The sequence below is a fragment of the Paracidovorax cattleyae genome (genome assembly GCF_900104515.1).
GTDB classification, from domain to species: domain Bacteria; phylum Pseudomonadota; class Gammaproteobacteria; order Burkholderiales; family Burkholderiaceae_C; genus Paracidovorax; species Paracidovorax cattleyae.
In genome coordinates, this window is sequence record NZ_FNJL01000001.1 from 231,014 (window position 1) to 255,876 (window position 24,863).

Below are 24,863 nucleotides of genomic sequence, written 5' to 3' on the forward strand. Positions count from 1 at the left end.
TGTGTAGCAGCGGGCCTCGGCGCGCGAGCGGAGATCAGGCTTCGGACTTGTTCTTCAGCACCTGGCGGCCACGGTAGAAGCCGTTGGGGCTGATGTGGTGGCGCAGGTGGGTTTCGCCGGTGGTGGGCTCGACAGCGATGCCGGGCACGTTCAGGGCGTTGTGCGAACGGTGCATGCCGCGCTTGGAGGGGGACTTTTTGTTCTGTTGAACAGCCATGGTGGCTCCTGGTCTTGAAAGGGTGGGTTGGTAAAAACGCGATCAGCCCATTGAAGACACGAGGGGATTCGCGCGAAGCCCATGATTATAGCCCAAATGGTTTTTCAGTCTTCGTGTTTGCCGGTCTTGAGGGATGCGAGCGCCGCGAAGGGGTTCGGCTTGTCCGCGCTGGCCTCCTCGAAATCCTCGTCGCTGGAGGCCATCCGCACAGTGGCAGGACATTCCTCGTGGCGGGGAACGAGCGGCAGCGCCATGAGAAGCTCGTCCTCGATCAGTTCGCGCAGGTTGAACTCGCGGCTCATGGCCAGCAGGTCTTCCTCGCTTTCGTCGTCGAGCGCCTCGGCGGTCGCTTCGTCGGCGACGAACCGGAATTCGCGATCGACTTCCAGGGGGACATCCACCGGTCCGAGGCAGCGCTGGCAGGTCATGGGGAAGGCGGCGCGCACGCGCAGCCGCAGCCATACCTGGCCACCGATGCCGTGCGTGGTCCGCACTTCGCCGTCGGCCGTCCAGTCCACGAGCAGGTCGGGGTGCAGCCCCTTGGCCTCCTGGGCCAGCCGCTCGTATTTCAGGAGCGAATCATGGCCGGACAGATGACCGCCCGCCTGCGCGAATGCCTTGACGTCGAGGCGCTGGGGAGAGAATTCCTTGGTCATGGCGGCAGTGTAAGAGAATCGCCGCCATGTCTGCCCCCGCCTCCCCTCTCCGCCCACTGGTACTGGGCTCCACCTCCCGCTACCGGCGCGAACTGCTCGGCCGGCTGGGGGTGCCGTTCGATGTGTCCGCGCCCGACGTGGACGAGACCCCGCAACCCGGCGAGTCGCCACGGGATCTCGCCCTGCGCCTCGCGCAGGCCAAGGCGCGCGCAGTGGCACAGCGCCATCCCGACGCAGTCGTCATCGGCTCCGACCAGGTGGCCGACCTGTCCGGCACCCCGCTGGGCAAGCCGGGCACCCATGAACGGGCCGTGGCCCAGTTGCAGCGCATGCGCGGCCGGACCGTGGTGTTCCAGACCGCCGTGACCGTGGCCTGCGCCGCCACGGGTTTCGAGGCCACCGATCTCGCGCCGGTGGAAGTGCGCTTCCGGGATCTCACGGACGAGGAGATCGAGCGCTACCTGCGCGCCGAACAACCCTACGACTGCGCGGGCAGCGCCAAGAGCGAGGGCCTGGGCATCAGCCTGCTGGACGCCATCGTGAGCGACGACCCCACCGCGCTGGTGGGCCTGCCGCTGATCCGCACCTGCCGCATGCTGCGCAACGCGGGACTGGTGCTGCCATGACGGAGCAGTCCCGCACGCTTGCGCAGCCCGATGCGGCCGGTACGCCCCGGCAGCGCGGCACGCTGTATCTCGTACCCGCGCCCCTGGATTTCGGGTGCGATGAGCAGGCCCCGCTGGAGGACGCACTCCCGGCAGGCACCTTGCAGAAAGCCGCACGGCTCACCCACTGGATCTGCGAGAACGCGAAGAGCACGCGCGCCTACCTCAAGCGCATCGACGCGCTCCATCCACTGGCTGCGCCGCTGCAGGGCCAGTCGATCACCGAATTGCCGCGCGAGGTCCACAAGAAGGGGGACCACCAGGGCGCCCCGGGCGGCGCGGCCGGCTTCGATGCCGGCCCGTTGCTGGCTGCGGCGATGGCGGGCCACGACATGGGGCTGGTCAGCGAGGCGGGGATGCCCGCCGTGGCGGACCCCGGCAGCTCGGTGGTGCGCGCGGCCCATGACCTGGGCGTGCGCGTGGAGCCGCTCACCGGCCCCGTTTCGCTGCTGCTCGCCCTGGCGGCCAGTGGCCTCAACGGCCAGAACTTCGCGTTCAACGGCTACCTGCCGCAGGATGCGGCCCAGCGCGCGCAGCGCATCCGGGAGCTGGAGGCGCTGGCGCTGCGGCAGGGGCAGACACAGTTGTTCATCGAAACGCCCTACCGCAATCCCGCGCTGTGGCAGGCCCTGGTCAAGACGCTGCAGCCCCACACCCGCCTGGCATTCGCCAGCGGCCTGACCCTGGCCAGCGCCCGCACGGCCAGCCAGCTCGTGCGCCACTGGCGCCAGCAGCCCGAAGTGCTGGACAGCCGCACACCCGTCGTGTTTGCCATCGGACGCTGAGGTCCGCAGCCGCGGCTGGAATAGGAAAGAGGCGCCGCGGCGCCTCTTTTTTGCAGGAGCGGAGCCCGCCTGTTCAGCGCACTGCCGGCAGGCTGGCGCCCAGGGCGCGGACGGCGGTTTCGCCCATGGCAGCGCCGAACTTCTTCACCAGTCGCTCGGCCACGTTGTCCCGGCGCGTGTAGTCGATGATGTCCTCGGCCTTGACGACCTCGCGGGCGACGTAGTCGAGGTTGCCGAGGTGATCGGCCAGCCCCATCTCGACGGCCTGCTGGCCGGTCCAGAACAGGCCGCTGAACGTATCCGACGTGGTCTTGAGGCGATCGCCCCGACCTTTCTGCACCACATGGATGAACTGCTGGTGGATCTGGTCGAGCATGGCCTGCGCATACGTACGCTGCTTCTCGGACATCGGGCTGAACGGATCGAGGAAGCCCTTGTTCTCGCCGGCCGTGAGGAGGCGGCGCTCCACGCCGAGCTTCTCCATCGTGCCGGTGAAGCCGAACCCGTCCATCAGCACGCCGATGCTGCCCACGATGCTGGCCTTGTCCACGAAGATCTGGTCGGCGCCGGCCGCGATGTAGTAGGCGGCCGATGCGCAGGTTTCCTCGACCACCGCATAGACCGGCTTGTTGTACTTGGCCTTGAGCCTCAGGATCTCGTCGTTGATGATGCCGGCCTGCACGGGGCTGCCGCCAGGGGAGTTGATGAGCAGCACCACGGCCTGCGAGCCGGAATCCTCGAAGGCGCTGCGCATGGCCGCGACCACGAATTCCGCGCTGGCCTCCGCGCCGGACGCGATCTCGCCCTTGATGTCCACCACGGCGGTGTGGGGCGTGCTTTTGCTGGGCGTCGCAACGTCGCGCGCAAGCAACACCCAGGCCACGGCGACCAGGAAAACCAGCCACGCCATGCGGGTGAAAACACGCCAGCGGCGTGCTGAGCGCTGCTCGGAGAGGGTGGCGAAGACGAGCTTTTCCAGCACGTCACGCTCCCAGCCGGGGGCCTTTCCAGCCACGGACGGCGTATCTTTTGCTATTTTTTCAGGAGCACTCTGGGCCCACAGGTCAGGTGTGGGCGACGGATCAGCTTCCAGGCCGGAGGGTTCTTTCCGGGTCGGATCGGTCATGGGATGTCTCAAAATTCCACGGGTTGCAACTGGGAACCAGTATGCCAGCGCACCACTCCGCACTCTTCCGAAATTGTGATCTTCACCAGTCCGCCGCGGCAGGGGCCACCCGCGCAGGCTCCGGTGTCGGGGCGGTAGGCCGCGCCATGCGAGGCGCAGAGCAGCCAGCGCCCCGTGTCATCGAAGAAGCGGTTGGGCTGCCAATCCATCTCCATGGGCACATGGGTGCACTGGTTCAGGTAGGCATGGGCCTGCCCCTGATAGCGGATGGCAAAGGCACGGCAGGACTGCCCGGCCCACACGACACCGAATGGAACGGCATCGTCGCCCTCCCGCAGTGCATCGCTCGGGCACAGGGGAATGGCCGATCCTGAGACAGCGGGCATATGGGGTCTTCCAGCGGTGCACCGGTGCGGTCAGCCGTTGCGCACCAGCCATTGGTGCAGATCGGCCACGGAATGGGCGATATGCAGCGGCTCCAGCGCATGGAATCCGGAGGGCTCGTGCGCTCCGTAGCTCACACCCACGCCGGCGCAGCCGGCAGAGCGGGCCATCTGCAGGTCGTGGGTGGTATCGCCGATCATCAGCAGCCGCTCCGGCGACACGCCGAACTCCGCCATCAGCTCCTGCAGCATGAGGGGATGCGGCTTGCTGGCGGTTTCGTCGGCCGTCCGGGATCCATCGAACATGCCGCGCAGCGAAACCGTGTGCAGGACTTCGTCGAGCCCCCGGCGGCTCTTGCCGGTGGCCACGGCCAGGAGGTGGCCGGACGCGCGCAGTTCTTCCAACATCGGCAGCACGCCCTCGAAGAGGCTCAGGTCGTTCTGGTGGCGCGCATAGTGGTAGCCATAGCGGCTGCGCAGTTCCGCATGTTTTTCGCGCGGCACGTGGGGTGCGGCATGCGCCAGCGCCTCCATCAGCCCCATGCCGATCACCCAGGCGGCGTCGCGGTCGCTGGGCACCTGCCCGCCCACGTCGCGCACGGCATCCTGGATGCAGCGCACGATGATGGCGGTGGAGTCGAACAGGGTTCCATCCCAGTCGAAGGCGATGAGATCGAAGCGGCGGGCACGGGAGGCGGACATGGGCGGCGGGCGTCAGGTGGGAGCGGGAGCGGCGGGAAGGAAGCCGGACAGCTCCGCCGGCAGGTCGGCATGCAGCTCGATGCGCTCGCCGCTGGCGGGGTGGCTGAACTGTAACCGCCATGCATGAAGGAACATGCGGCGCAGGCCGTGCTTCTGGACGCGGCGGTTCAGATCGAAGTCGCCATACTTGTCGTCGCCCACGATCGGATGGCCCCGGCTGGACAGGTGGACCCGGATCTGGTGGGTGCGGCCGGTCTTGATCGTCACTTCCAGCAGCGCCATGGCCGGCAGACCCTCGGCCGGCCGGGCCGGCACGCGGCTGCGCACCCTCACGAGGGTGATGGAGCGCATGCCGTCGGGATCGTCCTCCGTGGTCACGCGCACCCGGCGCTCGCCGTCGGCCTGCAGGTACTTGTGCAGGGGGGCGTCGATGACCTTCAGGCGTTCCGGCCAATCGCCCGCCACGAGGGTCAGGTAGGTCTTGCCGGTTTCGCGCTCGCGGAACTGGTCCTGGAGGTGGGTGAGCGCCGACCGCTTCTTGGCCACGAGCAGGATGCCCGAGGTCTCCCGGTCCAGGCGATGCACCAGCTCCAGCAAGCGGGCCTGCGGGCGCGCCTGGCGCAATTGCTCGATGACGCCGAAGCTCACGCCGCTGCCGCCGTGCACCGCCACGCCGGCGGGCTTGTCCAGGGCGATCAGGTGCTCGTCCTCCAGCAGCAGGGGAAACTCCCTGGCCGGTGCGGGCCGCTCCGCCTTGGCGGCCACCTTTTCGGAGATGCGTACGGGCGGCACGCGGATCACGTCACCGGCCTCGACGCGGGTGTCGGCCGCGGCCCGCCCCTTGTTGATTCGGACTTCGCCGCTGCGGATGATGCGGTAGACGTGCGTCTTGGGCACGCCCTTGAGTTCACGTATCAGAAAGTTATCCAGCCGCTGCCCTGCGGACTCGGCATCGACCTCCACCCGGCGCACGGCCACGGCACCCGGTTCGGAGTCGGCGGGGGGACGGCCGGGCACCGGTTTGGCCCCTATAATGTGTTTCACCTGTGCGACGTTGTGTAAGTGGTTGATTTGTCTGGAGTTTAGTCCACCCGACCCGGCATGCCGCACAGGAAGGTCGATGCCAACGGGCGTCGTGCGCGCAGATTGCAGGCCGGTCGCCTGCGAAGGCCCGCATGCCGCACGGCCCGGCTGACGAATTGAAACACCCAAACGGAATCCCCAACCGGCAGGCCGCCTCTCCACGGAGATCGCCCCTGCCGCGGATCAAAGCGAAAAACATGTTGGCGCTGATGGCTTGGATCATGGCCCTGTGGCAGAGGCAGCAGCCTCTGGCGCGGGCCGTCCGCATGCCGCAGGCGCCCGCATGGCGTGCCCAGCCATCGACATTCTTCGTGGCCAAGAAGCGCGCTTCCTGCATCGCCCCCATCCACGCCCCACCTCCCCGGCTGCCAAGCTAGTCAACAGCTTCGCGGCCGCCTGGCTTTCAGCGGCAATTCCTTCGTTTCAGTGCGTCGGCCCTGGCATCCATGGCTCCTGAAGAGCCTGTGTCAACGGTTGAACCCCGGGACGCGTGCAGCCTTTCGCTGCACGGCGCACCGCACCCAAACGAAGAAGGAAACGCATCATGAAGCGGATGCTCATCAATGCCACGCAGCCCGAAGAACGGCGCCTCGCCATCGTGGACGGCCAGAAGCTGCTGGACTACGAGATCGAGATCGAGGGACGCGAACAACGCAAGGGCAATATCTACAAGGCCGTGGTGACGCGGGTGGAGCCCAGCCTGGAGGCCTGTTTCGTCGATTACGGCGAAGACCGCCACGGCTTCCTGCCCTTCAAGGAAATCTCCCGCCAGTACTTCGCCGAGGGCGTCTCGCCCAGCCAGGCCCGCATCAACGACGTGATCCGCGAAGGCCAGGAGCTGCTGGTCCAGGTCGAGAAGGAAGAGCGCGGCAACAAGGGCGCGGCCCTGACCACCTTCGTGTCGCTGGCAGGCCGCTACGTGGTGCTGATGCCCAACAACCCGCGCGGCGGTGGCGTCTCGCGCCGCATCGAGGGCGAGGACCGTGCCGAGCTGAAGGAGGCGATGGACCAGCTCGAGTACCCGAAGGGCATGAGCATCATCGCGCGCACCGCCGGCATCGGCCGTTCGGCGCCCGAGCTGCAATGGGACCTGAACTACCTGCTCAAGCTCTGGACCGCCATCGACGGTGCCGCCAGGGGCGGCAAGGGTGCCTTTCTGATCTACCAGGAATCCTCGCTGGTGATCCGCGCGATCCGCGACTACTTCAACAACGACATCGGCGACATCCTCATCGATACGGACGACATCTATGAACAGGCGCAGCAGTTCATGTCGCACGTCATGCCCGAGCATGCCGCCAAGGTCAAGCGCTACCGCGACGATGCAGCGCTGTTCAGCCGCTTCCAGATCGAGCACCAGATCGAATCCGCCTACGCCCGGACGGTGACCCTACCCTCCGGCGGCGCCATCGTGATCGACCACACGGAAGCGCTGGTGTCCGTGGACGTGAACTCCGCGCGCGCCATCAAGGGCGGCGACATCGAGGAGACCGCCACCCGCACCAACCTGGAGGCCGCCGACGAAGTGGCCCGCCAGATGCGCCTGCGCGACCTGGGCGGCCTGATCGTGATCGACTTCATCGACATGGAGGAGAGCAAGAACCGCCGCGAGGTGGAGAACCGCCTGCGCGACGCGCTGCGCCACGACCGCGCCCGCGTGCAGTTCGGCACGATCAGCAAGTTCGGCCTGATGGAAATGAGCCGCCAGCGCCTCAAGCCCTCGCTGAGCGAAGGCGCGCACATCCGCTGCCCGCGCTGCGACGGCACGGGCCACGTGCGCGACACGGAAGGCTTCTCGCTGCAGATCCTGCGCATGATCCAGGAAGAGTCCATGAAGGACAACACGGCCGCCGTGCACTGCCAGGTGCCGGTGGAAGTGGCCTCGTTCCTGCTCAACGAGAAGCGCACCGAGATCGCCAAGATCGAGCTCAAGCAGCGCGTGAGCGTGCTCATGGTCCCCAACAAGACCATGGAGACGCCCAAGTACAAGCTCGAGCGCCTGAAGCACGACGACCCGCGCCTGGACCATATCGCCGCGAGCTACAGGCTGGCCGAGGAGATGGAGGACCCAACCACGGTGACGCGTCGCTCCCAGGAGCCGACGAACAAGCAGACCCCGGTGATCAAGGGCGTGCTGCCCGACGCGCCGGCCCCGGTCGCCGAGCCGCGTCCGGAAACGCCCCGTGCTGCGGGCGCACGCAACGGCTCGCACGCGGCCGCCGCACCCGCTCCGGCGCAGGCGCCCGCCCCGGCACCTGCGCCTGCACCGTCAGCCCCGCAGGAACAGGGCTTCTTCGCATGGCTCAAGAGCCTCTTCGGCTTCGGACCGCGCCCGGCCCCGGTGTCCGCGCCGGCTGCGGCTCCAGCCCCGGCGCCTGCCGCCGATGCCCCGCGTGACGGACGCCGTGGCGGCCGGCGCGGCGGACGCGACGGCAATGGCAGCAGCCGTGACGGTCAGCGCGAGAACGGTGGCGCGGAAGGCCGCGGCCGCCGTGGTGAGCGCGGAGAACGCCCGGAACGCGCCGAAGGCGAGGCGCAGCGCAACGGCAGGGGGCCGCGCGATGCAGAAGGCCGCGAAGGCCGGCCGGCGCGGGAACGTGATCGTGACCGCGAAGGTGGACGCGAGAATGGACGCGACACCTCCATCCGCGCAGACGGAGAGCCCGCGCCCCGCAATGGCCGTGAAGGCCGCGAGGGCCGTGAAGGCGGCCGCGGCCGCGAGCGCCGGGATGCCGGCGACGCCCCGCGCCAGCAGCCGATGAGCGCCGACGCCGGTCTCGCGGTGTCGGCCGCGGACGTCGGCATCGAAGGCCAGGGCGCCGCACCGCAGGAGCGCGGCGAACGGGGCCCTCGCAACGGCGAGCGCCGGGAACGCCGTGAACGCGGCGGTGACCGCCGCCCGCGCGGAGAGGACGGCCAGGCCGAATTCGTGGACACGTCCCCGATGGCCTCGCTGCCCGACCTGGACCTGACCGGCAGCGAAGCCGGTGGCCCGTCCACGGGTTCCGCCCCGGGCGAGGAGCCGCGCCGCGAGCGCCGGTCGCGCGACCGCTATGGACGTGACCGCCGGGAGCGCGCACCGCGCGAAGGCGCGGAGGCGGAATCCGCACCGGTGTCCGAGTCCGGCACGGCGCAGGCCGTGGAGCAAACGGCCGGAGAAGACCATTCCCAGGAAGCGCCGCGCCGCAGCTACTTCAGCCAGGGGGGCGGCGCACCGGCGCCCTCCACCGCGGCGGAAGCGCCTGCAGCGCAGGACGAGGTCACTGCGCAACCTGCGCAGGCACCGGCAGCAGCGCCGGCACCTGCCGTGGCCACGGCTGCGGCGCCGGTCCCCGCGCCCGCGCCCGCGCCCGCACCGGTCGCCGCGCCAACGCCTGCACCTGCGCCCGCACCGGCCGCAGCCGTGCCAGGACTGCCGCGTGTCCAGGCATTCAAGCTGCCGGTGGATGAGCTGAACCGGATCGCCGAAAGCTCGGGCCTGCAGTGGGTGAACTCCGATGCGGACAAGATCGCGGCCGCGCAGGCGGCGATCGCCGCGGAGCCCCACCCGGTGCACGTACCGCGCGAGCGGCCTCCGGCCGTCGTGCTGGATGAGGGTCCGCTGGTGCTCGTGGAGACCCGCCGCGACCTGCGCGACATGAAGCTGCCGTTCGAGCAGCAGCCTTCGTCCGTCGCCTGACGGGCTCCGACGGCCGGTGGCGCCACGTGACTGGCGCCACCGGCCGTCCGCATTTTTCCGGACCGTCCGCTGCCCCGAGGGAATCCGCTCCCATGCTGTTCCTGCTGTCTCCCGCCAAATCCCTGGACTACGACACCCCGCTGCCGCCAGGGCTGGCCCACACCCTCCCCCCGTTCATTCCCGAGTCCACGCAGCTCATCGGCGTGCTGCGCGAGAAGTCTCCGCAGGAGCTCGCGTCCCTGATGGATATCAGCGACGCGCTGGCCGGGCTCAATGCCGCGCGCTATGCCGCATGGTCGCCGCGGTTCACGGCGGCGAACGCGCGCCAGGCGCTCTTCGCCTTCAATGGCGATGTCTATGAAGGCCTGGACGCCCGCAGCCTGGACGGCGACGGACTGCGCTGGGCGCAGGACCACGTCGCCATCCTGAGCGGCCTCTATGGCGTGCTGCGCCCCCTCGACCGGATGCAGCCCTACCGCCTGGAGATGGGCACGCGGCTGGCCACCGGCGCCGGAGCCAACCTCTACCGGTTCTGGGGCACGCGCATCGCCGAACACCTGAACCAGCGCCTCGCCGCCGATGCCACGCCCGTGGTGGTGAACCTCGCCTCCCAGGAATATTTCAAATCCGTGGACACCTCCGTGCTGAAGGCGCGCGTGATCGAATGCGTGTTCGAGGACTGGAAGGCCGGCCGCTACAAGATCATCAGCTTCCATGCCAAACGCGCCCGCGGGCTGATGGCGCGCTATGCCGTCCAGCACCGCGTGATGGCGCCCCGCCAGCTGGAGGGCTTCGATCTCGAAGGCTATGCGTTCGACGCTTCCGCGTCGGTGCAGGACCGCCTCGTCTTCCGCCGCAAGGACGGAGGCTGAGGCGCGCCCGAAAAACCGCACTCTGCGGCCGTGTTTGGCACGGGGGTTAACGTACCCGCCTGCCGATGGCCGTACTCCCACCCACTTTCCCGACCGCACACATGTCCGCCAACCGCCCCGTTGCAGCGCGCACCGACACGGACGCCGCCCCCTCCCAGTCCATCACGCCGGAACTGCGCACCTGGATCATCGCGCAGGCCCAGGCGGGCTTCGGTGCGCCCGCCGTGCTGCAGTCCATGCTCGACGCGGGCTGGAGCGAGGACGTGGCCACCTATGCGATGGAGCACGTGCTGCGCGAGCAGCTGGACACGCTGGCGGTGCAGCAGGGCCATCCGGCAGCCTCGCGCGTGCCCGAGCCGGACTTGGCGGAGTCCCCCGGCAGCATCGATGTCGGCGACCGCCGCGTGGACGTGCTCATGGTCATGGCCCAGCCGCGCGTGGTGCTGTTCGGCAACCTGCTGTCGCCCGAGGAATGCGATGCCGTCATCGATACGGCCCGTCCCCGCATGGCCCGGTCGCTCACCGTCGCCACGCGCACGGGCGGCGAGGAAGTCAACGACGACCGCACCAGCAACGGCATGTTCTTCCAGCGCGAGGAAAACCCCGTGGTGGCCCGGCTGGAGGCGCGCATCGCCCGGCTCGTGAACTGGCCCCTGGAGAACGGCGAGGGCCTTCAGGTGCTGCATTACCGGCCCGGTGCCGAATACAAGCCGCACTACGACTACTTCGATCCTGCGGAGCCCGGCACGCCGACCATCCTGCGCCGCGGCGGACAGCGCGTGGCCACGATCGTCATCTACCTCAACGACCCGGAAAAGGGCGGCGGCACCACCTTCCCCGACGTGCACCTGGAAGTCGCTCCGCGCCGTGGCAACGCCGTGTTCTTCAGCTACGAACGCCCCCACCCCTCCACGCGCACGCTCCATGGCGGCGCTCCCGTCGTCGCCGGCGACAAATGGATCGCCACGAAGTGGCTGCGCGAACGGCGCTTCGAATGACGCAGGCGAACACACCATGAACACTCCCGACCAATCCCAGCTGGGCCGCGTCTCCGGCTACGCCGACCAGTACGACGCCTCGCTGCTGTTCCCCCTGCCTCGCCAGCCCAAGCGCGACGAGATCGGCATGACGGGCGCCCCGCCCTTTTTCGGGGCGGACCTGTGGACCGCCTTCGAGCTGTCGTGGCTGAACCTGCGCGGCAAGCCGCAGGTCGCGCTCGCGCACATCACCGTTCCCTGCGAGACGCCCAACATCATCGAGAGCAAGTCGTTCAAGCTCTACCTGAACAGCTTCAACAGCACGCGATTCACGGATGCCGCGGAAGTGCAGGCACGCATCCGGGCGGATATCAGCGAGGCCGCGTGGCGCGGATCGGACCGCCAGGCCACGGTAGGCGTGAAACTGGTGCTGCCCGAGATGTTCGACCGCGAGCCCGTTCAGGAACTCGACGGCCTGCTGCTGGACCGCCTGGACTTGGAGTGCACGCACTACACCCCCGCCCCGGAGTTGCTGCATGCGAACCATGGCGAGGCCCCCGTCACGGAAACGCTCACCAGCCACCTGCTCAAGAGCAATTGTCTGGTGACCGGCCAGCCGGACTGGGGCAGCGTGCGCATCCAGTACAGCGGAGCCCAGATCGACCAGGCCGGCCTGCTGCAGTACCTGGTCAGCTTCCGCAACCACAACGAGTTCCACGAGCAGTGCGTGGAGCGCATCTTCATGGACCTGTGGACGCGCTGCCGCCCGATCAAGCTCTCGGTGTACGCGCGCTATACCCGGCGCGGCGGGCTGGACATCAATCCGCTGCGCACCAGCCATCCCCAGGCGCTGCCGGCCAACATTCGCACGGCGCGGCAGTGAGGTGCCCTGCGGGGCGGCTCCGACCCCGCGGGACACCCGGCAAGAAGCCATGGCGGCTGCTTCGGCCCGTCAGTCTCCGGCGCGCCGCAGCTGCTCCAGCCGCGCGGCGATGGCATCGACGTCGAGCGCGTCCTCGGCATGGGCCAGGTAGGTCTCGAGGTCTGACACCGCCCCTTCCGCGTGGCCCAGTTCGGCCCGCGCCAGGCCGCGGTCGCGCCATTCGCCCCAGGCATCGGGCAGCAGCAGCACCAGCCGCTCCTGCACGGCCGCGAGGCGGCCCCAATCCTGCTGGGACCGGTGGATTTCCTTCAGGTTGCGCAGCATGCGGGCAATGACCTCGCGCGCCGGGGCGGCCTGCAGGTAAAGCCCCAGGGGCACCTCGAAGTCGTCCACGAGTCCGCTGCGCCGCCGGAACGGCTCCAGCCGCTCGGCCAGGTCTTCGCGGGACAGGGATTGGCCCGTGGTCGGATCCAGGACCACCTGCCCGCGCGGCAGCAGCACCTTGACCATGAAATGCCCGGGAAACGAGATACCCCGCGCATGCAGCCCGAGCCCCTGCGCCAGTTCCATCCACAGCACGGCCAGTGAGATCGGAATGCCCCGGCGCGTGCGCAGCACGGCGTTCAGGTAGCTGTTGTCCGGGTCGTAGTAGTTGTTGACGTTGCCGCCGAAGCCCAGGTCGTGGAAGAAGAACTGGTTGAGCGACCGCAGCCGCTGCAGGGAAGAGGCGTCCTCCGGCAACCGGCGGCGTACGCGGGCCAGCAGTTGGTCCATGTCGCCGAGCAGCTGCTGCACGTCGAATTCGGGGTATTCGTCGTGGGCGATGCAGGCTGCAGCTTCCAGCAACGGAAACTGCTCGTCGCTCTGCACGAGAGCGGCGAAATATTCAAGCGGTGTCGGGAGGGAATAGCTCAGAGCCATGCCAGAGGTTGTACGGGCGTGCGCCGGGGGGCGTCAAGCAGACGCATTCCACGCACTGGTAAAATTTTTGTCGGGCTTCAGCGGCGCAGCAACTGGCGCAGCTTCATTCCCGCCGCCCACAGCGCGCCGAAATACAGCAGTGCCGCTCCTGCCAGGAACACCGCGAGCCACCCCACACGCTGCGCTTCGTGGGCCCGCATCGCGATCCAGTCGATGTACCGGCTGGCCCAGATCAGGAAAATCGCCAGCAGGGCGCTGGCCGCCACGACCTGCATCAGCAGGCGTCCCCAGCCGGGCTGCGGCTGGAAGCTGCCGCGGCGCAGCAGCCCCACCAGAAGCCACAGGGCGTTCACGAGCGCGCCCAGCCCGATGGACAGTGCCAGGCCTGCATGCTCCAGCCAGGGCACCAGCAGGGCATTGAGCAGTTGGGTGACGAACAGCACGGCCACCGCGATGCGCACGGGAGTGCGGATGTCCTGGCTGGCGTAATAGCCCGGCGCCAGCACCTTGATGGCCACGAGCCCCAGCAACCCGACGCCATAGCCCGCGAGCGCCAGGGCGATCTGCCCCACGTCGCCGTCGTGCAGCGCGCCATGGTGGAACAGCGTGGCCACCAGCGGCTGAGCGAAGGTGAGCAGGGCCACGGCGCACGGCACGGACAGCACGACCACAATGCGCAGGCCCCAGTCCAGCATGGCGGAATAGCGCTGCGCGTCGCCGGCGGCACGGGCGGCCGCGAGCTGCGGCGTGAGCACCACGCCCAGGGCAACGCCCAGCAGCGAGGTGGGGAACTCCATCAGGCGGTCCGCGTAGAAAAGCCAGGTGACGCTGCCCGGGGCCAGGTAAGAAGCGATCTGCGTGTTGATCATCAGGGAGATCTGCGCCACGCCCACGCCCAGCAGGGCCGGCCCCATGAGCGCGAGGATCCGCCGCACCCCCGGCGCCCGCCAGGCAGTCCGGACCGCGCCGGGCGACATGCCGATGCGCGGCAGCAGCCGGAGCCGGTGCAGCGCCGGCAGTTGCACAGCCAGTTGCGCGATGCCGCCCAGCATCACGCCTCCCGCCATGGCGTAGATGGGCTCGATGCCGCGCGCGGCCAGTTGCGGCGCGCCCAGCCATGCAGCCAGAATCATGCAGAGGTTGAGCAGCACCGGCGTGGCGGCCGGCACGGCGAAGCGCTTCCAGGTATTGAGCACCCCGGCGGACAGCGCCACCAGCGACATGAAGCCGATGTAGGGGAACATCCAGCGCGTCATCAGCACGGCCGCTTCGTAGCCCTCCGGGTTTTGCCACAGCCCGCTGGCCAGCAGCCAGACCAGCAGCGGCGCGCCCAGCACGCCCGCCAGGCAGGTGAACAACAGCACCCAGAAGAGCGTGGTCGCCACGCTCGAGATCAGCGCGCGCGTGGCGTCCTCGCCGTGCTGCGCCCGGTGCGTGGCCAGCACGGGCACGAAGGCCTGGCTGAATGCCCCTTCCGCGAAAAGGCGTCGGAACAGGTTGGGAATGCGGAAGGCGACGTTGAAGGCGTCGGTGAGCGCGCTGGCGCCGAACATCGATGCCATGAGCAGATCGCGCGCCAGTCCCGTCACACGGGAGGCCAGGGTCAGCAGGGAGACGGTGGAGGCGGCTTTGAACAGTGACACGGGCAGGAGTGTATGCGCTGCGCACCGCGGCCCACGTCCCCGCCGCGGGGGCGCTGGAGCCGCGCCCCCGCGGCCTGGGCTATAATCGCCGGCTTTGCTGACATCATCCTCAGACACCTAAGGAATCCATCATGGCATCTGCCAAGCCCAAGAAAAAGAACCCCCGCCTCGCCTCCGGCCGCAAGCGCGCGCGCCAGGACGTGAAGCTGAACGCAGCCAACACCTCGCTGCGCTCGAAGTACCGCACTGCCGTCAAGAACGTCGAGAAGGCCGTCCTGGCCGGCGACAAGACGAAGGCCTCCGAACTGTTCGCGAAAATGCAGTCCGTGGTCGACACGATCGCCGACAAGGGCATCTTCCACAAGAACAAGGCAGCTCGCGACAAGAGCCGCCTGTCCGCCAAGGTGAAAGCCCTGGCACTGGCCGCCTGACCCTCTTCAGGCAAAACAGCCCGGGTGGCCCTGCCGCCCGCCGTTTGCAACGGGTGCGCTGTCAGCAAAAAACGGAAAACCGCCTTCGGGCGGTTTTTTCGTTTCAGGGTCCCTATTCCGGGCTTACGCGCTGCAATACCATGGCCTGGGAAAGTGAAGCTTGATTTTTGTAAAGGTTTTCACTTTGGTGGGAGAATCCCGCTTCCAAAAATTCCTGTTCTCCGGTAGTGGCGCTCGGCCTGCTCGTCCCTGATGCAGGCTGCCTTGCGCGCTGCCTTCGTGTTCCATGAAAAAGACGATCAAAGCCTTGTCCGGCACCCTGCTGGTGCTCGCCCTGGCCGCTGTACTGTTTCTGTACTGGCCCCTCTTCCCCCGCTCCGTACCCCCTGCCGAAAACGACCAGCCCATCGATGTCGCGATGGTCGGTGCCGGCACCATGAGCGCCACGCTGGCCACCTATCTGCAGGAACTGCAACCCGACTGGAAAATCCAGGTCTTCGAGCGACTGGACGGCGTGGCCCTGGAAAGCTCCAATGGCTGGAACAACGCAGGCACGGGGCATTCGGGCTTCGCGGAACTGAACTACACGCCGCAGCTCCCCGACGGCTCCATCGAGACCAGGCGCGCGGTGGGCATCGCCGAGCAGTTCGAGGTGTCGCGCCAGTTCTGGGCGCACCAGATCGGCCGGGGCGCCATGCAGGCACCGGGCACGTTCATCAACCCGACCCCCCACATGAGCTTCGTCTGGGGAGATGACAACATCGCCTACCTGCGCAAGCGCCATGCCGCGCTGGTGCGCAACCCGCTCTTCTACGGCATGCAGTATTCGGAGGATCAGGCCCAGATCCGCCAATGGGCTCCGCTGATGATCGAGGGCCGCGATCCGGCCCAGAAGGTGGCCGCCACCTACATGCCCCTGGGCACCGACGTGAACTACGGTGCGGTGACGAACCAGCTCATGGCAGGCCTGCGCAAGAGCCCGAATTTCACGCTGAGCCTGCAGCACGAAGTGCGCGCGCTGCGCCAGAACGCCGACAAGACCTGGAACGTGACCGTGGCCCAGCTGGCCGAGGGCGGCAAGGAAAAGACCATCAAGGCCCGCTTCGTCTTCGTGGGCGCCGGCGGTGCGGCCCTCAAGCTGCTGCAGGCATCGGGCATTCCCGAGTCGAAGAACTACGCGGGCTTCCCCGTGGGCGGGCAGTTCCTCGCCACCGAGAACCCCGAACTCACCGCTCGCCATGACGTGAAGGCCTACGGCATCGCATCGACGGGCTCCCCGCCGATGTCGGTCCCGCACATGGACGCCCGCAACCTGGACGGCAAGCCGGTCGTGCTCTTCGGCCCCTTCGCCCTGGCCACCACGAAGTTCCTCAAGAGCGGTTCCTGGTTCGACCTGTTCTCTTCCATCACGCATGACAACCTCATGGGCATGCTGCGCGTGGGCATCCACAACCTCGACCTCGTGAAGTACCTGGTGCAACAGGCGGAACTCACCGACGAGGACCGCTACAGGGAGCTGCAGGCCTACTTCCCGCAGGCCAGGCGCAAGGACTGGCGCCTGATCACCGCCGGACAGCGCGTGCAGGTGATCAAGCGTGATCCGGAAAAGGGAGCGGTGCTGCAGTTCGGCACGGAAGTCGTGACGGATGCCGATGGCACCATCGCGGCCCTGATGGGCGCCTCTCCCGGCGCATCGACGGCGCCCTACATCATGCTGAACCTGATGGCCAAGGCGTTCCCCCGGCAGATGACGGACGCCGGCTGGAAGCCGCGCCTGCAGCGGATCGTCCCGTCGTATGGCCGCAAGATCAACGACAGCGCCGCCACGACCAACGAGATCCGGCGCATGACCAGCACGGCCCTGCACCTGCCCTACCTGGACGTTCCGGCCGATCTCTCCCAGCCTGCCACGCAGCCGGCGGCGCCTGCCTCCGCGGCACCGGCCGCTCCGCGCAGCCTGAACAAGGAAATGCAGGCCCTCTGAGGCCGACGCTGGCAACAATGCCTGGCCGCGCTGGATGGCAATGCCGCCAGCGCGGCTTTTTCATTGCCGCCGGCACCATCGCGGCGACGGGGCCGTGGGAAATGGGGATGGATTGGGTGCCGCCCCTCAAGGGGCCGGACTGCTGCGCACGGTGCGCGGCGAGCCAGTCCTGGGCGGTGTTCAGGCTTTCCCGGGAGCGGGTGCACCGTCCGGAAGCAGGCAGGCCTCGGCCACCTGCAGGCCATTGTCCCGAGCGAAGTTCATGACGAAATCCCAGGCCATGGGCTCGTGCGATTGCAGGTCGCGGTGGACCACGACGCACTTCACGCCATTCATGGTGGTGGGCACGCACCAGGGGGAGTAGCTCAGGTGGCTGCCGGGCCGGGCGCCGCCGGGCCGGAACTGGCTCATGACGCCCGCCAGGCGCTCGGCCCAGTCGCTGGGGCGGAAGGTTTTCCCGTCGTGGGTGATGCCTTGGATGAAGACTTCTTTCGAGTTGGGGGAAACCATGGGGGATCGGGGGGTCGTGGAGGGAAGTCGCCGCAGGATCGCCGCCAGGCGCTACTGACCAGCATTCTAACTCTTATATAAGAGCTACCCGCCCCAAAGACCCTGCCCCGGCCACCCCGGCGGCCCGCATGGCTGTGATGCGCAATCGTCAACGGCGCCGTCATGGGCTGCACCTAGAATCGTGCTTCGCGCGCCGGCCGGCCTTCTCCCCGGACCGGCGCATTCTTTCCCGATATGCATCGAACGCCTGGAGATTTCTGCATGAGCGCTTCCGCCCAGCCCGCCTCGCCCCACGTGATGAACACCTACGGCCGCCTGCCGATCGCGCTCGAGCGAGGCCAGGGCTGCAGGGTATGGGACGTGGGCGGCAGGCAGTACCTCGACGCGCTGGGCGGCATCGCCGTGAACACGCTGGGACACAACCATCCGAAGCTGGTGCCCGCGCTGCAGGAACAGATCGCCAAGCTGATCCACAGCTCCAACTACTACCACGTGCCCCTGCAGGAGCAGCTCGCCACTCAGCTGGTGGAGCGCTCCGGCATGACGAACGTGTTCTTCTGCAACTCCGGGCTGGAAGCCAACGAGGCTGCGCTCAAGCTGGCACGCAAGTACGGCCATGACAAGGGCATCGAGCGCCCGCAGATCGTGGTGTACGAGAAGGCCTTCCACGGCCGCTCCATCGCCACCCTGTCGGCCACCGGCAACCCGAAGGTGCAGGCCGGCTTCGGCCCGCTGGTCGAAGGCTTCATCCGCGTGCCGATGAACGACATCGAGGCCATCCGCCAGGCCACGGAAGGCAATCCCGACGTGGTGGCGGTGTTTTTCGAGACCATCCAGGGCGAAGGCGGCGTGAATCCGATGCGCATCGAGTACCTGCAGCAACTGCGGCAGCTCTGCGACGAGCGCGGCTGGCTGATGATGATCGACGAGGTGCAGTGCGGCATGGGCCGCACCGGCAAGTGGTTCGCGCACCAGTGGGCCGGCATCGTGCCGGACGTGATGCCGCTCGCCAAGGGCCTGGGCTCGGGCGTGCCGATCGGTGCGGTGGTGGCCGGCCCCAGGGCGGCGAACATCTTCGCGCCGGGCAACCACGGCACGACCTTCGGCGGCAACCCGCTGGCCATGCGCGCGGGCGTGGAAACCATCCGGATCATGGAAGAAGAAGGCCTGCTGCAGAACGCGGCCGACGTGGGCGCGCACCTGAAGGCAGCCCTGCAGCGCGAGCTGGGCGGACTGCCCGGTGTGAAGGAGATCCGCGGCCAGGGCCTGATGCTGGGCATCGAGCTCGACCGCCCCTGCGGCGTGCTCGTGGGCCGCGCGGCCGAGGCAGGCCTGCTGCTGTCCGTCACCGCGGACAGCGTGATCCGCATGGTGCCCGCGCTCATCCTCACGCGCGAGGAAGCCGACGAGATCGTGTCCCTGCTCGCTCCGCTGGTCAAGGCCTTCCTGGCCGAATGAAAACCGCCTCCCACATGAAGCACTACCTGCAATTCAAGGATCTTTCCGCCCAGGATTACGCCTACCTGTTCGAGCGCGCGGCGGTCATCAAGGGCAAGTTCAAGAGCTACGAGAAGCACCATCCGCTCACGGACCGAACGCTGGCCATGATCTTCGAGAAGGCCAGCACGCGCACGCGCGTGAGCTTCGAGGCTGGCATGTACCAGCTCGGCGGCAGCGTGGTGCACCTCACCACGGGCGACAGCCAGCTCGGGCGCGCCGAACCCATCGAGGACAGCGCCAAGGTCATCAGCCGCATGGTGGACCTGGTCATGATCCGCACCTACGAGCAGACCAAGATCGAGCGCTTCGCGGCGCACTCGCGGGTGCCGGTCATCAACGGCCTGACCAACGAATTCCATCCCTGCCAGATCCTGGCGGACATCTTCACCTTCATCGAGCACCGGGGTTCCATCCAGGGCAGGACCGTGGCCTGGGTGGGCGACGGCAACAACATGGCCAATACCTGGCTGCAGGCGGCCGAGCTGCTGGACTTCACGGTGCACGTGAGCACGCCCTCGGGCTACGAAGTGGACAGCCGCATCGCGGGCGTGGCGGCCGGCTCGCACTACAAGGTGTTCGGCGACCCGCTGGAAGCCTGCCGGGGCGCCGACCTCATCACAACGGACGTGTGGACCAGCATGGGCTACGAGGCCGAGAACGAGGCCCGCAAGAAAGCCTTCGCCGACTGGTGCGTGGATGCCGAGATGATGGCCGCGGCGCGCCCGGACGCGCTGTTCATGCACTGCCTGCCGGCGCACCGCGGCGAGGAAGTGGAGGCCGACGTGATCGACGGCCCGCAATCCGTCGTCTGGGACGAGGCGGAGAACCGCATGCACGTGCAGAAGGCACTGATGGAATACCTGCTGCTGGGCCGGATGGCCTGACCACGCCCCCCCGAGCGGCCCGGCCTCCGCCATGGACTCCCGCCCGGACGCTCTGCTGGCCCGCTGGGAAGCACTGGGCCGGTCGCTGTCCCGGCACGGGCCCGCCTGGACCTCGGAGGGACGGCGCCTGCTGCGCCACTGGTCGTTCTGGCCCCGTGCGTACCATGACACGCACCACCTGCGCGCCTGCCTGGACCACTGGGAGGCAGCGCGCGCCGCTGCCGGGCCGCAGCCCATGGAGGACCCGGAAGCCATCGCCCTCGCCCTCTGGTTCCACGACGCCGTCTATTGGCCCTGGTCGGGCCGCAACGAGGAGCGCAGCGCGCGCTGGGCATGCCGCTTCCTGCAGGGCCAGGATTTCGGCAACGCGCGGGTGGAGACCGTGGAGCGCCACATCCTGGCGACGCGCCATGGTGCAGGCCCGGCTCCCGGGGGGGATGCCTGCTGGGTGGTGGACATCGACCTCGCCATCCTCGGACAGCCTCCGGCCGTCTATGCCGGATTCGAGCGCAACGTGCGGCGCGAGTACCGGTTCGTGCGCTGGCCTCGTTACGTGGCGGGGCGCTGCGCGATCCTCCGGTCGTTCCTGGAGCGGCCGGCCCTGTATGCCACTCCCTGGTTCCGCGATCGCTACGAGGCCCAGGCGCGGGAGAATCTACGGCATGCGCTGGAGGTGCTGGGTGCGGGCAAGACTTTCTAGGCAGCGGAGCCCCTGCATCCAGATACTGGGGTCACAAGAGATAACAGCGCATTCGCACATAAGTGACAACATGCACCTCCATACAAGGAGGGAACATGCTCTTTTTCGATACGGAGGGGATGGTCGTGCGCGATCCCAAAATCAGGCCTTACCGGTTTACTACGATAGAGCGTACGGCTATGCAAGTGATTTCGGGCATCATCGTTCATCAGACGGGCGCAGCTACCGAAAAATCCACATTCAACAGTTATCGACTGGCCAATGCGAACGGCGCCCACTTCCTGATTCTGAAGGACGGTACCATTTATCAGACGGCATCCGTGTTCAAGCGGACCAGTCATGTAGGACCGTTGAGGGCAAGGTGCCTGGCAGAGCATCGCTGCACACCAGCGGAAATCAAGACGCTGAAGACTGCCACTCCGACCACGACTCACCGCATTGAAATGCAAAAAGTTGTGCCTGGACGCTATCCGTCCAATAGTGACAGCATGGGAATAGAGATTGTCGGCGTAGCATCGCTTCCCCCTGGCGTCTCGATGCCGCCCGGATTGAATGATCAGCAGCAGAGAGCATTCATGGGCAATCGAGCAGTATTTGAACCACTTACATCACAGCAACAGGCATCACTCCGTTATTTGGTGGATGGGCTAACCAAAGCATTACGAATTCCATCCGCCGAGATCCACAAGCACCCGGATGTAAGCCGGAAGAACGCCACCGAAGCCGCAACAGCATCTTGGCAATGACGATGCGCCCCATCATATTCACGGCCATCGCAACCATGGGCTTCGGCACTGCGCTTGCCGCAGGTCGGCCGATCCAGGAATTCTGGCAACCGCAGCATGTGCGCCAGGTCACCATCGACCAGCCTGCGGCCCGCAGCTTCGGCCAGGGCCGATGCAGCCACATGGTGCTCGACGAGAAGCGCCTGCGGTTTTTCCTGGCGCACGCCCGCGCGGGTACCCCGGAGCGCTATGACCAGGAAATGCTTGTCGATGACTGCAACGCCGAAGGCCGCGTGGAGTTGACGGATGGACGGCGGTTCAAGGTGTCCATCGACAACTGGACCGGCTGGGGCTCCATCAGCGATGACCGGGGAACGCAGTTCCTGTACTGCCGCAACTGCACGGACATCCTGGAGCCGGGTTTCGGATTCCAGCCGCCCGGCCGCCGGGGAAGCGGCGGCCGGGACTGAGGCGCAGCCCGCAGCCCGGCGCGGACGGCTCAGGAAGAGGAAGAGCCCTGCTGCGTACGGGAAGCTCCGGCGCCCTGGCTGCGCACCGGGGGATGGAACACCACCGGCTTCCCATCGCCGCTGCCGGCCTGCGGCGACGAGGTCGCACAGCCGCCACCGCCATTACCACTACCGCAGCTGTCGCAGCCCCCGCAACCCGACGATGCCGCCAGCGCAGGATGGACGCCGCCCAGGCGGGCGCGCCAGCGCGCGGGCATCCATTTCCAGGAGACATAGGCCGCGGCCAGGGCTACGGCCGCCGCGACGATCCATTCCTGCGCCGTCATGTTCATCCACCTCCGGAGGTCAGGGCGAGCGCCACGCGGTAGGTGACGAAGCTCGCGGCATAGGCCAGCGCGAACAGGTAGGCCGCCATGATGAGCGGATAGCGCCAGCTGTTGGTTTCACGCCGCACGGCGGCGATGGTGGAAATGCACTGGGGTGCGAACACGAACCACACCAGCAGCGACAGCGCCGTGGCGAGCGACCAGGTCTGGCCGATCAGCGTGCCCAGTTGCGCGGCAGCCTCCTCGCCCGTGGCGGACAGCGCATAGACGGTGCCGAGCGCGCTCACGGCGACTTCGCGCGCGGCCATGCCGGGCACGAGGGCGATCGCGATCTGCCAGTTGAAGCCGATGGGGGCGACCAGCGGTTCCAGGAAGGCGCCGATGCGGCCGGCGAAGCTGTAGCCGATGGCGGCACCCGTGGCGCCGTCCGGCGGTGCGGGATAGCTGGAGAGGAACCACAGCAGGATGGTCACCGCCAGGATGATGCCGCCCACGCGCTTGAGGAAGATCATCGCGCGCTCGTAGAGGCCCTGCGCCAGGCCGCGCAGGCTGGGCCAGCGGTAGGCGGGCAGTTCCATGAGCAGCGGCGTCGCGCCCTGCTGGCGCCGCGCCAGGCGGGCCACGGCTGCCACGGCCATGGCGCTCACGATGCCGCCGGCGTACAGCGCGAACAGCACCAGGCCCTGCAGGTTGAACACGCCGGCCACCGCGCGCTCGGGAATGAACGCGCCGATCAGCAGGGCATAGACCGGCAGCCGCGCCGAGCAGGTCATGAGCGGCGCGATCATGATGGTCACCAGCCGGTCGCGCCAGTGGGTGATGGAGCGCGTGGCCATCACGCCCGGTACGGCGCAGGCAAAGCTGGAGAGCAGCGGGATGAAGGAGCGCCCCGACAGGCCGACCGTGCCCATGATGCGGTCCAGCAGGAACGCGGCGCGGGGCAGGTAGCCGGAGTCCTCCAGCGCGAGGATGAAGAGGAACAGGATCAGGATCTGCGGCAGGAAGACCAGCACGCCTCCCGTGCCGGCCAGGATGCCGTCGGTGAGCAGGCTGCGCAGCGGCCCTTCGGCCATGTGGGCGTTGATCCAGCCCGACAGCGCCGCCACGCCGTCCTCGATGAGGCCCTTGGGGGCCTCGGCCCAGCTGAAGACGGCCTGGAACATGAGGAACAGGGTCACGGCGAGGAGCACCAGGCCCCAGAACGGATGGAGCACCACCGCATCGATGCGGTCATCCGCGCGCAGGCTGGCGGCCGCGGGTTCGCGCACGGCCGCCGCCATGACGCGCCGCACTTCCTGGTGCAGTTGCATCGCACGCTCGGACGCGGAAGCCGGGCCCTCCCCCGCGGCCACGGAGGCGGTGGGCAGCGGTGGCGTGGCCGTATCCAGCCAGCCCAGCAGTTCCCGCGCGCCGTCGCTGCGCACGCCGACCGTGGAGATCACCGGCATGCCGAGTTCCCGCGACAGCGCCTCGCGGTCGATGGAGATGCCCTGGCGCTCGGCCATGTCGCTCATGTTGAGTGCCAGCACCATGGGCAGGCCGAGCGCGCGGGCCTCCAGCACCAGCCGCAGGTTGAGCCGCAGGTGCGTGGCATCGGTCACGCACACCAGCAGGTCGGGCAGGGCCTCGCCCGCGCGCCGCCCGGTGACGATGTCGCGCGTGACGGCTTCGTCCAGGCTGTGGGCGTTCAGGCTGTAGGCACCCGGCAGGTCGAGCACGCGCACGCGCCGTCCGCCGGCCGTCTGCAGGTGACCTTCCTTGCGCTCCACGGTCACGCCCGCGTAGTTGGCGACCTTCTGGCGGGCGCCGGTCAGCAGGTTGAAGAGGGCAGTCTTCCCGCAGTTGGGGTTGCCCAGCAGGGCGATGCGCAGCGGCTGGGCGCCGGAGATCGAGGTCTGCGCCGTCATGCCGGTACCTCCCCGGGCTGCACCCGGACCAGGGCCGCCTCGTGGCGCCGCAGGGCGAAGGTGGCCTGCCCGATGCGGACGGCAAGGGGATCGCCGCCGGGAAAGCCGCTGGCCACGATGCGCACGGGCTCGCCCGGCAGGAAGCCGATTTCCATGAGGCGCTGCACGATCGCCTGCTCGCGCTCGTCGCGCGCGGGCTGGAGGGATGCCACGTGCGCGGCCAACCGGCGCGGCAGCTGGTCCAGCCCCATGGGCGCGTGTGGGGAGGAAGGCCGGGCGTGCGCGAGCCCGGCCGCATCGTCAGCGGACATCTTCATGGGAGCTATTGTTAGCAATGATATTAATTCTCATTCTACCTGGCAGAACCATTTGGGCCTTGCGATGGATCACAGACCCCTGTCGCACGCAAAGGTTCTCGCACGGCCGCGATTTTCTCTCGTCCCGGCGCCGCCTGCGCCATGCACCGCGCGGCATGCGGTCTAGCCGAGGCACAATCGCGCCGCCATGAGCCTTCACCCCTGCCTGACCTGCGGCGCCTGCTGCGCGAGTTTCCGCGTCGATTTCTCGGTGCACGAGTCGCAGGAGGAAGGCGGCTGCGTTCCCGCCGGACTCGTGGTCGAAGTGAATGCCGGCCTGCGGCGCATGCGTGGCACCGACCACGCGGCGCCGCGATGCGCCGCGTTGTCCGGACAGGTGGGCACGCGGGCCGCCTGCGGCATCTATGAATGGCGCCCTTCGCCCTGCCGTGAATTCGAGGCGGGCCGCGGCGCCTGCGCGCAGGCCCGGCGGCGCCACGGCATGGCGCCGCTTCCGGAAGGCTTCGTCCTTTAGCCG

26 protein-coding genes are annotated in these 24,863 nt (G+C 68.1%); 14 read left to right on the top strand and 12 right to left on the bottom strand.

The window, feature by feature from the left end:
- Positions 1 to 34: 34 nt before the first annotated feature.
- Positions 35 to 217, bottom strand: a complete 183-nt coding sequence (rpmF, locus tag BLR05_RS01100; protein WP_005794249.1) for a 50S ribosomal protein L32 — start codon at positions 215 to 217, stop codon at positions 35 to 37.
- 104 nt (positions 218 to 321) lie between these two features.
- Positions 322 to 873, bottom strand: coding sequence for a YceD family protein (locus tag BLR05_RS01105; protein WP_092831854.1), 552 nt, complete (start codon positions 871 to 873; stop codon positions 322 to 324).
- Positions 874 to 899: 26 nt separating this feature from the next.
- On the opposite strand from BLR05_RS01105, the gene BLR05_RS01110 reads away from it, so the two are divergent.
- Both BLR05_RS01110 and BLR05_RS01115 read left to right on the top strand, forming a co-directional pair.
- A complete protein-coding gene (locus BLR05_RS01110; RefSeq protein ID WP_092831855.1) occupies positions 900 to 1,499 on the top strand; it encodes a Maf family protein in 600 nt (199 codons plus the stop codon).
- On the top strand, positions 1,496 to 2,323 hold the full coding sequence (locus BLR05_RS01115; RefSeq protein ID WP_092831856.1) for an SAM-dependent methyltransferase: 828 nt from the start codon (positions 1,496 to 1,498) through the stop codon (positions 2,321 to 2,323). Before BLR05_RS01110 ends, BLR05_RS01115 begins: the two co-directional genes overlap by 4 nt.
- A gap of 73 nt (positions 2,324 to 2,396) precedes the next feature.
- Here the strand turns inward: BLR05_RS01115 and BLR05_RS01120 are convergent, their stop codons facing one another.
- From BLR05_RS01120 to BLR05_RS01135, 4 genes are read right to left on the bottom strand one after another with little or no spacing between them, the layout of a single operon-like run.
- Complete coding sequence (locus BLR05_RS01120) at positions 2,397 to 3,449, bottom strand: S49 family peptidase (RefSeq protein WP_092831857.1); 1,053 nt, start codon at positions 3,447 to 3,449, stop codon at positions 2,397 to 2,399.
- A gap of 8 nt (positions 3,450 to 3,457) precedes the next feature.
- The gene (locus BLR05_RS01125) at positions 3,458 to 3,835 is read right to left on the bottom strand and encodes a Rieske (2Fe-2S) protein (RefSeq protein ID WP_092831858.1); all 378 of its coding nucleotides are present in this window, start codon (positions 3,833 to 3,835) and stop codon (positions 3,458 to 3,460) included.
- 30 nt (positions 3,836 to 3,865) lie between these two features.
- Positions 3,866 to 4,534, bottom strand: a complete 669-nt coding sequence (locus BLR05_RS01130) for an HAD family hydrolase (protein ID WP_092831859.1) — start codon at positions 4,532 to 4,534, stop codon at positions 3,866 to 3,868.
- A gap of 12 nt (positions 4,535 to 4,546) precedes the next feature.
- Positions 4,547 to 5,578: an RluA family pseudouridine synthase gene (locus BLR05_RS01135; RefSeq protein WP_092831860.1), complete on the bottom strand. Its 1,032-nt coding sequence runs from the start codon at positions 5,576 to 5,578 to the stop codon at positions 4,547 to 4,549.
- Positions 5,579 to 6,161: 583 nt separating this feature from the next.
- On the opposite strand from BLR05_RS01135, the gene BLR05_RS01145 reads away from it, so the two are divergent.
- The 4 genes from BLR05_RS01145 to queF all read left to right on the top strand — a co-directional run bounded on the left by BLR05_RS01145 (position 6,162) and on the right by queF (position 12,028).
- Entirely contained in the window at positions 6,162 to 9,296 is a 3,135-nt protein-coding gene (locus BLR05_RS01145; RefSeq protein ID WP_092831862.1) for an Rne/Rng family ribonuclease, read from the top strand.
- A gap of 92 nt (positions 9,297 to 9,388) precedes the next feature.
- The gene (yaaA, locus tag BLR05_RS01150) at positions 9,389 to 10,168 is read left to right on the top strand and encodes a peroxide stress protein YaaA (protein ID WP_092831863.1); all 780 of its coding nucleotides are present in this window, start codon (positions 9,389 to 9,391) and stop codon (positions 10,166 to 10,168) included.
- A 101-nt stretch (positions 10,169 to 10,269) separates the two neighbouring features.
- Positions 10,270 to 11,166: a 2OG-Fe(II) oxygenase gene (locus tag BLR05_RS01155; RefSeq protein ID WP_092831864.1), complete on the top strand. Its 897-nt coding sequence runs from the start codon at positions 10,270 to 10,272 to the stop codon at positions 11,164 to 11,166.
- 16 nt (positions 11,167 to 11,182) lie between these two features.
- On the top strand, positions 11,183 to 12,028 hold the full coding sequence (queF, locus tag BLR05_RS01160; RefSeq protein ID WP_092831865.1) for an NADPH-dependent 7-cyano-7-deazaguanine reductase QueF: 846 nt from the start codon (positions 11,183 to 11,185) through the stop codon (positions 12,026 to 12,028).
- Between the two features lie 69 nt (positions 12,029 to 12,097).
- Here the strand turns inward: queF and BLR05_RS01165 are convergent, their stop codons facing one another.
- Both BLR05_RS01165 and murJ read right to left on the bottom strand, forming a co-directional pair.
- Positions 12,098 to 12,949 carry a SirB1 family protein gene (locus BLR05_RS01165; protein ID WP_092831866.1) on the bottom strand — a complete coding sequence of 284 codons (852 nt, stop codon included), beginning with the start codon at positions 12,947 to 12,949 and terminating at the stop codon, positions 12,098 to 12,100.
- A gap of 77 nt (positions 12,950 to 13,026) precedes the next feature.
- Complete coding sequence (murJ, locus tag BLR05_RS01170; protein ID WP_092831867.1) at positions 13,027 to 14,592, bottom strand: murein biosynthesis integral membrane protein MurJ; 1,566 nt, start codon at positions 14,590 to 14,592, stop codon at positions 13,027 to 13,029.
- A gap of 131 nt (positions 14,593 to 14,723) precedes the next feature.
- Between murJ and rpsT the strand changes: the two genes are divergently transcribed.
- Both rpsT and mqo read left to right on the top strand, forming a co-directional pair.
- A complete protein-coding gene (rpsT, locus tag BLR05_RS01175) occupies positions 14,724 to 15,023 on the top strand; it encodes a 30S ribosomal protein S20 (RefSeq protein WP_011794312.1) in 300 nt (99 codons plus the stop codon).
- Between the two features lie 286 nt (positions 15,024 to 15,309).
- Positions 15,310 to 17,007, top strand: a complete 1,698-nt coding sequence (gene mqo, locus BLR05_RS01180) for a malate dehydrogenase (quinone) (protein WP_092831868.1) — start codon at positions 15,310 to 15,312, stop codon at positions 17,005 to 17,007.
- 180 nt (positions 17,008 to 17,187) lie between these two features.
- Here mqo and BLR05_RS01185 read toward each other — a convergent pair whose 3' ends face one another.
- Positions 17,188 to 17,517, bottom strand: a complete 330-nt coding sequence (locus tag BLR05_RS01185; RefSeq protein ID WP_092831869.1) for a DUF3579 domain-containing protein — start codon at positions 17,515 to 17,517, stop codon at positions 17,188 to 17,190.
- Positions 17,518 to 17,778: 261 nt separating this feature from the next.
- On the opposite strand from BLR05_RS01185, the gene BLR05_RS01190 reads away from it, so the two are divergent.
- The 5 genes from BLR05_RS01190 to BLR05_RS01210 all read left to right on the top strand — a co-directional run bounded on the left by BLR05_RS01190 (position 17,779) and on the right by BLR05_RS01210 (position 21,796).
- Complete coding sequence (locus tag BLR05_RS01190) at positions 17,779 to 18,975, top strand: aspartate aminotransferase family protein (RefSeq protein WP_092831870.1); 1,197 nt, start codon at positions 17,779 to 17,781, stop codon at positions 18,973 to 18,975.
- A complete protein-coding gene (gene argF, locus BLR05_RS01195; RefSeq protein ID WP_092831871.1) occupies positions 18,972 to 19,901 on the top strand; it encodes an ornithine carbamoyltransferase in 930 nt (309 codons plus the stop codon). The genes BLR05_RS01190 and argF overlap by 4 nt, the downstream gene beginning before the upstream one ends.
- Positions 19,902 to 19,932: 31 nt before the next feature.
- Positions 19,933 to 20,601 carry an HD domain-containing protein gene (locus tag BLR05_RS01200; RefSeq protein ID WP_092831872.1) on the top strand — a complete coding sequence of 223 codons (669 nt, stop codon included), beginning with the start codon at positions 19,933 to 19,935 and terminating at the stop codon, positions 20,599 to 20,601.
- A gap of 95 nt (positions 20,602 to 20,696) precedes the next feature.
- Positions 20,697 to 21,347 carry a peptidoglycan recognition protein family protein gene (locus tag BLR05_RS01205; RefSeq protein ID WP_092831873.1) on the top strand — a complete coding sequence of 217 codons (651 nt, stop codon included), beginning with the start codon at positions 20,697 to 20,699 and terminating at the stop codon, positions 21,345 to 21,347.
- Positions 21,348 to 21,349: 2 nt separating this feature from the next.
- Positions 21,350 to 21,796 (top strand): hypothetical protein, encoded by a 447-nt coding sequence (locus BLR05_RS01210; protein WP_225979158.1) that lies wholly within the window; start codon positions 21,350 to 21,352, stop codon positions 21,794 to 21,796.
- 29 nt (positions 21,797 to 21,825) lie between these two features.
- On the opposite strand, the gene BLR05_RS01215 is transcribed toward BLR05_RS01210, so the two are convergent.
- Genes BLR05_RS01215 through BLR05_RS01225 form a run of 3 tightly spaced genes read right to left on the bottom strand, consistent with a single transcriptional unit; the run spans position 21,826 to position 24,346 of the window.
- Positions 21,826 to 22,122, bottom strand: a complete 297-nt coding sequence (locus BLR05_RS01215) for a hypothetical protein (RefSeq protein WP_167361164.1) — start codon at positions 22,120 to 22,122, stop codon at positions 21,826 to 21,828.
- 2 nt (positions 22,123 to 22,124) lie between these two features.
- Complete coding sequence (feoB, locus tag BLR05_RS01220; protein WP_092831876.1) at positions 22,125 to 24,029, bottom strand: ferrous iron transporter B; 1,905 nt, start codon at positions 24,027 to 24,029, stop codon at positions 22,125 to 22,127.
- Positions 24,026 to 24,346 carry a FeoA family protein gene (locus tag BLR05_RS01225; RefSeq protein ID WP_192883871.1) on the bottom strand — a complete coding sequence of 107 codons (321 nt, stop codon included), beginning with the start codon at positions 24,344 to 24,346 and terminating at the stop codon, positions 24,026 to 24,028. The genes feoB and BLR05_RS01225 overlap by 4 nt, the downstream gene beginning before the upstream one ends.
- A gap of 187 nt (positions 24,347 to 24,533) precedes the next feature.
- On the opposite strand from BLR05_RS01225, the gene BLR05_RS01230 reads away from it, so the two are divergent.
- The gene (locus BLR05_RS01230; RefSeq protein ID WP_092831877.1) at positions 24,534 to 24,860 is read left to right on the top strand and encodes a YkgJ family cysteine cluster protein; all 327 of its coding nucleotides are present in this window, start codon (positions 24,534 to 24,536) and stop codon (positions 24,858 to 24,860) included.
- Positions 24,861 to 24,863 lie beyond the last annotated feature (3 nt).

Coding starts and splice junctions, on each gene's coding strand:
- BLR05_RS01205 (WP_092831873.1), top strand. CDS start 20,697: ATGCTCTTTTTCGATACGGAGGGGATGGTCGTGCGCGATCCCAAAATC.
- BLR05_RS01105 (WP_092831854.1), bottom strand. CDS start 873: ATGACCAAGGAATTCTCTCCCCAGCGCCTCGACGTCAAGGCATTCGCG.
- mqo (WP_092831868.1), top strand. CDS start 15,310: ATGAAAAAGACGATCAAAGCCTTGTCCGGCACCCTGCTGGTGCTCGCC.
- BLR05_RS01215 (WP_167361164.1), bottom strand. CDS start 22,122: ATGACGGCGCAGGAATGGATCGTCGCGGCGGCCGTAGCCCTGGCCGCG.
- BLR05_RS01145 (WP_092831862.1), top strand. CDS start 6,162: ATGAAGCGGATGCTCATCAATGCCACGCAGCCCGAAGAACGGCGCCTC.
- BLR05_RS01120 (WP_092831857.1), bottom strand. CDS start 3,449: ATGACCGATCCGACCCGGAAAGAACCCTCCGGCCTGGAAGCTGATCCG.
- BLR05_RS01115 (WP_092831856.1), top strand. CDS start 1,496: ATGACGGAGCAGTCCCGCACGCTTGCGCAGCCCGATGCGGCCGGTACG.
- feoB (WP_092831876.1), bottom strand. CDS start 24,029: ATGACGGCGCAGACCTCGATCTCCGGCGCCCAGCCGCTGCGCATCGCC.
- BLR05_RS01190 (WP_092831870.1), top strand. CDS start 17,779: ATGAGCGCTTCCGCCCAGCCCGCCTCGCCCCACGTGATGAACACCTAC.
- rpmF (WP_005794249.1), bottom strand. CDS start 217: ATGGCTGTTCAACAGAACAAAAAGTCCCCCTCCAAGCGCGGCATGCAC.
- BLR05_RS01110 (WP_092831855.1), top strand. CDS start 900: ATGTCTGCCCCCGCCTCCCCTCTCCGCCCACTGGTACTGGGCTCCACC.
- BLR05_RS01230 (WP_092831877.1), top strand. CDS start 24,534: ATGAGCCTTCACCCCTGCCTGACCTGCGGCGCCTGCTGCGCGAGTTTC.
- BLR05_RS01200 (WP_092831872.1), top strand. CDS start 19,933: ATGGACTCCCGCCCGGACGCTCTGCTGGCCCGCTGGGAAGCACTGGGC.
- BLR05_RS01155 (WP_092831864.1), top strand. CDS start 10,270: ATGTCCGCCAACCGCCCCGTTGCAGCGCGCACCGACACGGACGCCGCC.
- BLR05_RS01210 (WP_225979158.1), top strand. CDS start 21,350: ATGCGCCCCATCATATTCACGGCCATCGCAACCATGGGCTTCGGCACT.
- yaaA (WP_092831863.1), top strand. CDS start 9,389: ATGCTGTTCCTGCTGTCTCCCGCCAAATCCCTGGACTACGACACCCCG.
- BLR05_RS01225 (WP_192883871.1), bottom strand. CDS start 24,346: ATGAAGATGTCCGCTGACGATGCGGCCGGGCTCGCGCACGCCCGGCCT.
- argF (WP_092831871.1), top strand. CDS start 18,972: ATGAAAACCGCCTCCCACATGAAGCACTACCTGCAATTCAAGGATCTT.
- BLR05_RS01130 (WP_092831859.1), bottom strand. CDS start 4,534: ATGTCCGCCTCCCGTGCCCGCCGCTTCGATCTCATCGCCTTCGACTGG.
- BLR05_RS01185 (WP_092831869.1), bottom strand. CDS start 17,517: ATGGTTTCCCCCAACTCGAAAGAAGTCTTCATCCAAGGCATCACCCAC.
- queF (WP_092831865.1), top strand. CDS start 11,183: ATGAACACTCCCGACCAATCCCAGCTGGGCCGCGTCTCCGGCTACGCC.
- BLR05_RS01125 (WP_092831858.1), bottom strand. CDS start 3,835: ATGCCCGCTGTCTCAGGATCGGCCATTCCCCTGTGCCCGAGCGATGCA.
- rpsT (WP_011794312.1), top strand. CDS start 14,724: ATGGCATCTGCCAAGCCCAAGAAAAAGAACCCCCGCCTCGCCTCCGGC.
- BLR05_RS01165 (WP_092831866.1), bottom strand. CDS start 12,949: ATGGCTCTGAGCTATTCCCTCCCGACACCGCTTGAATATTTCGCCGCT.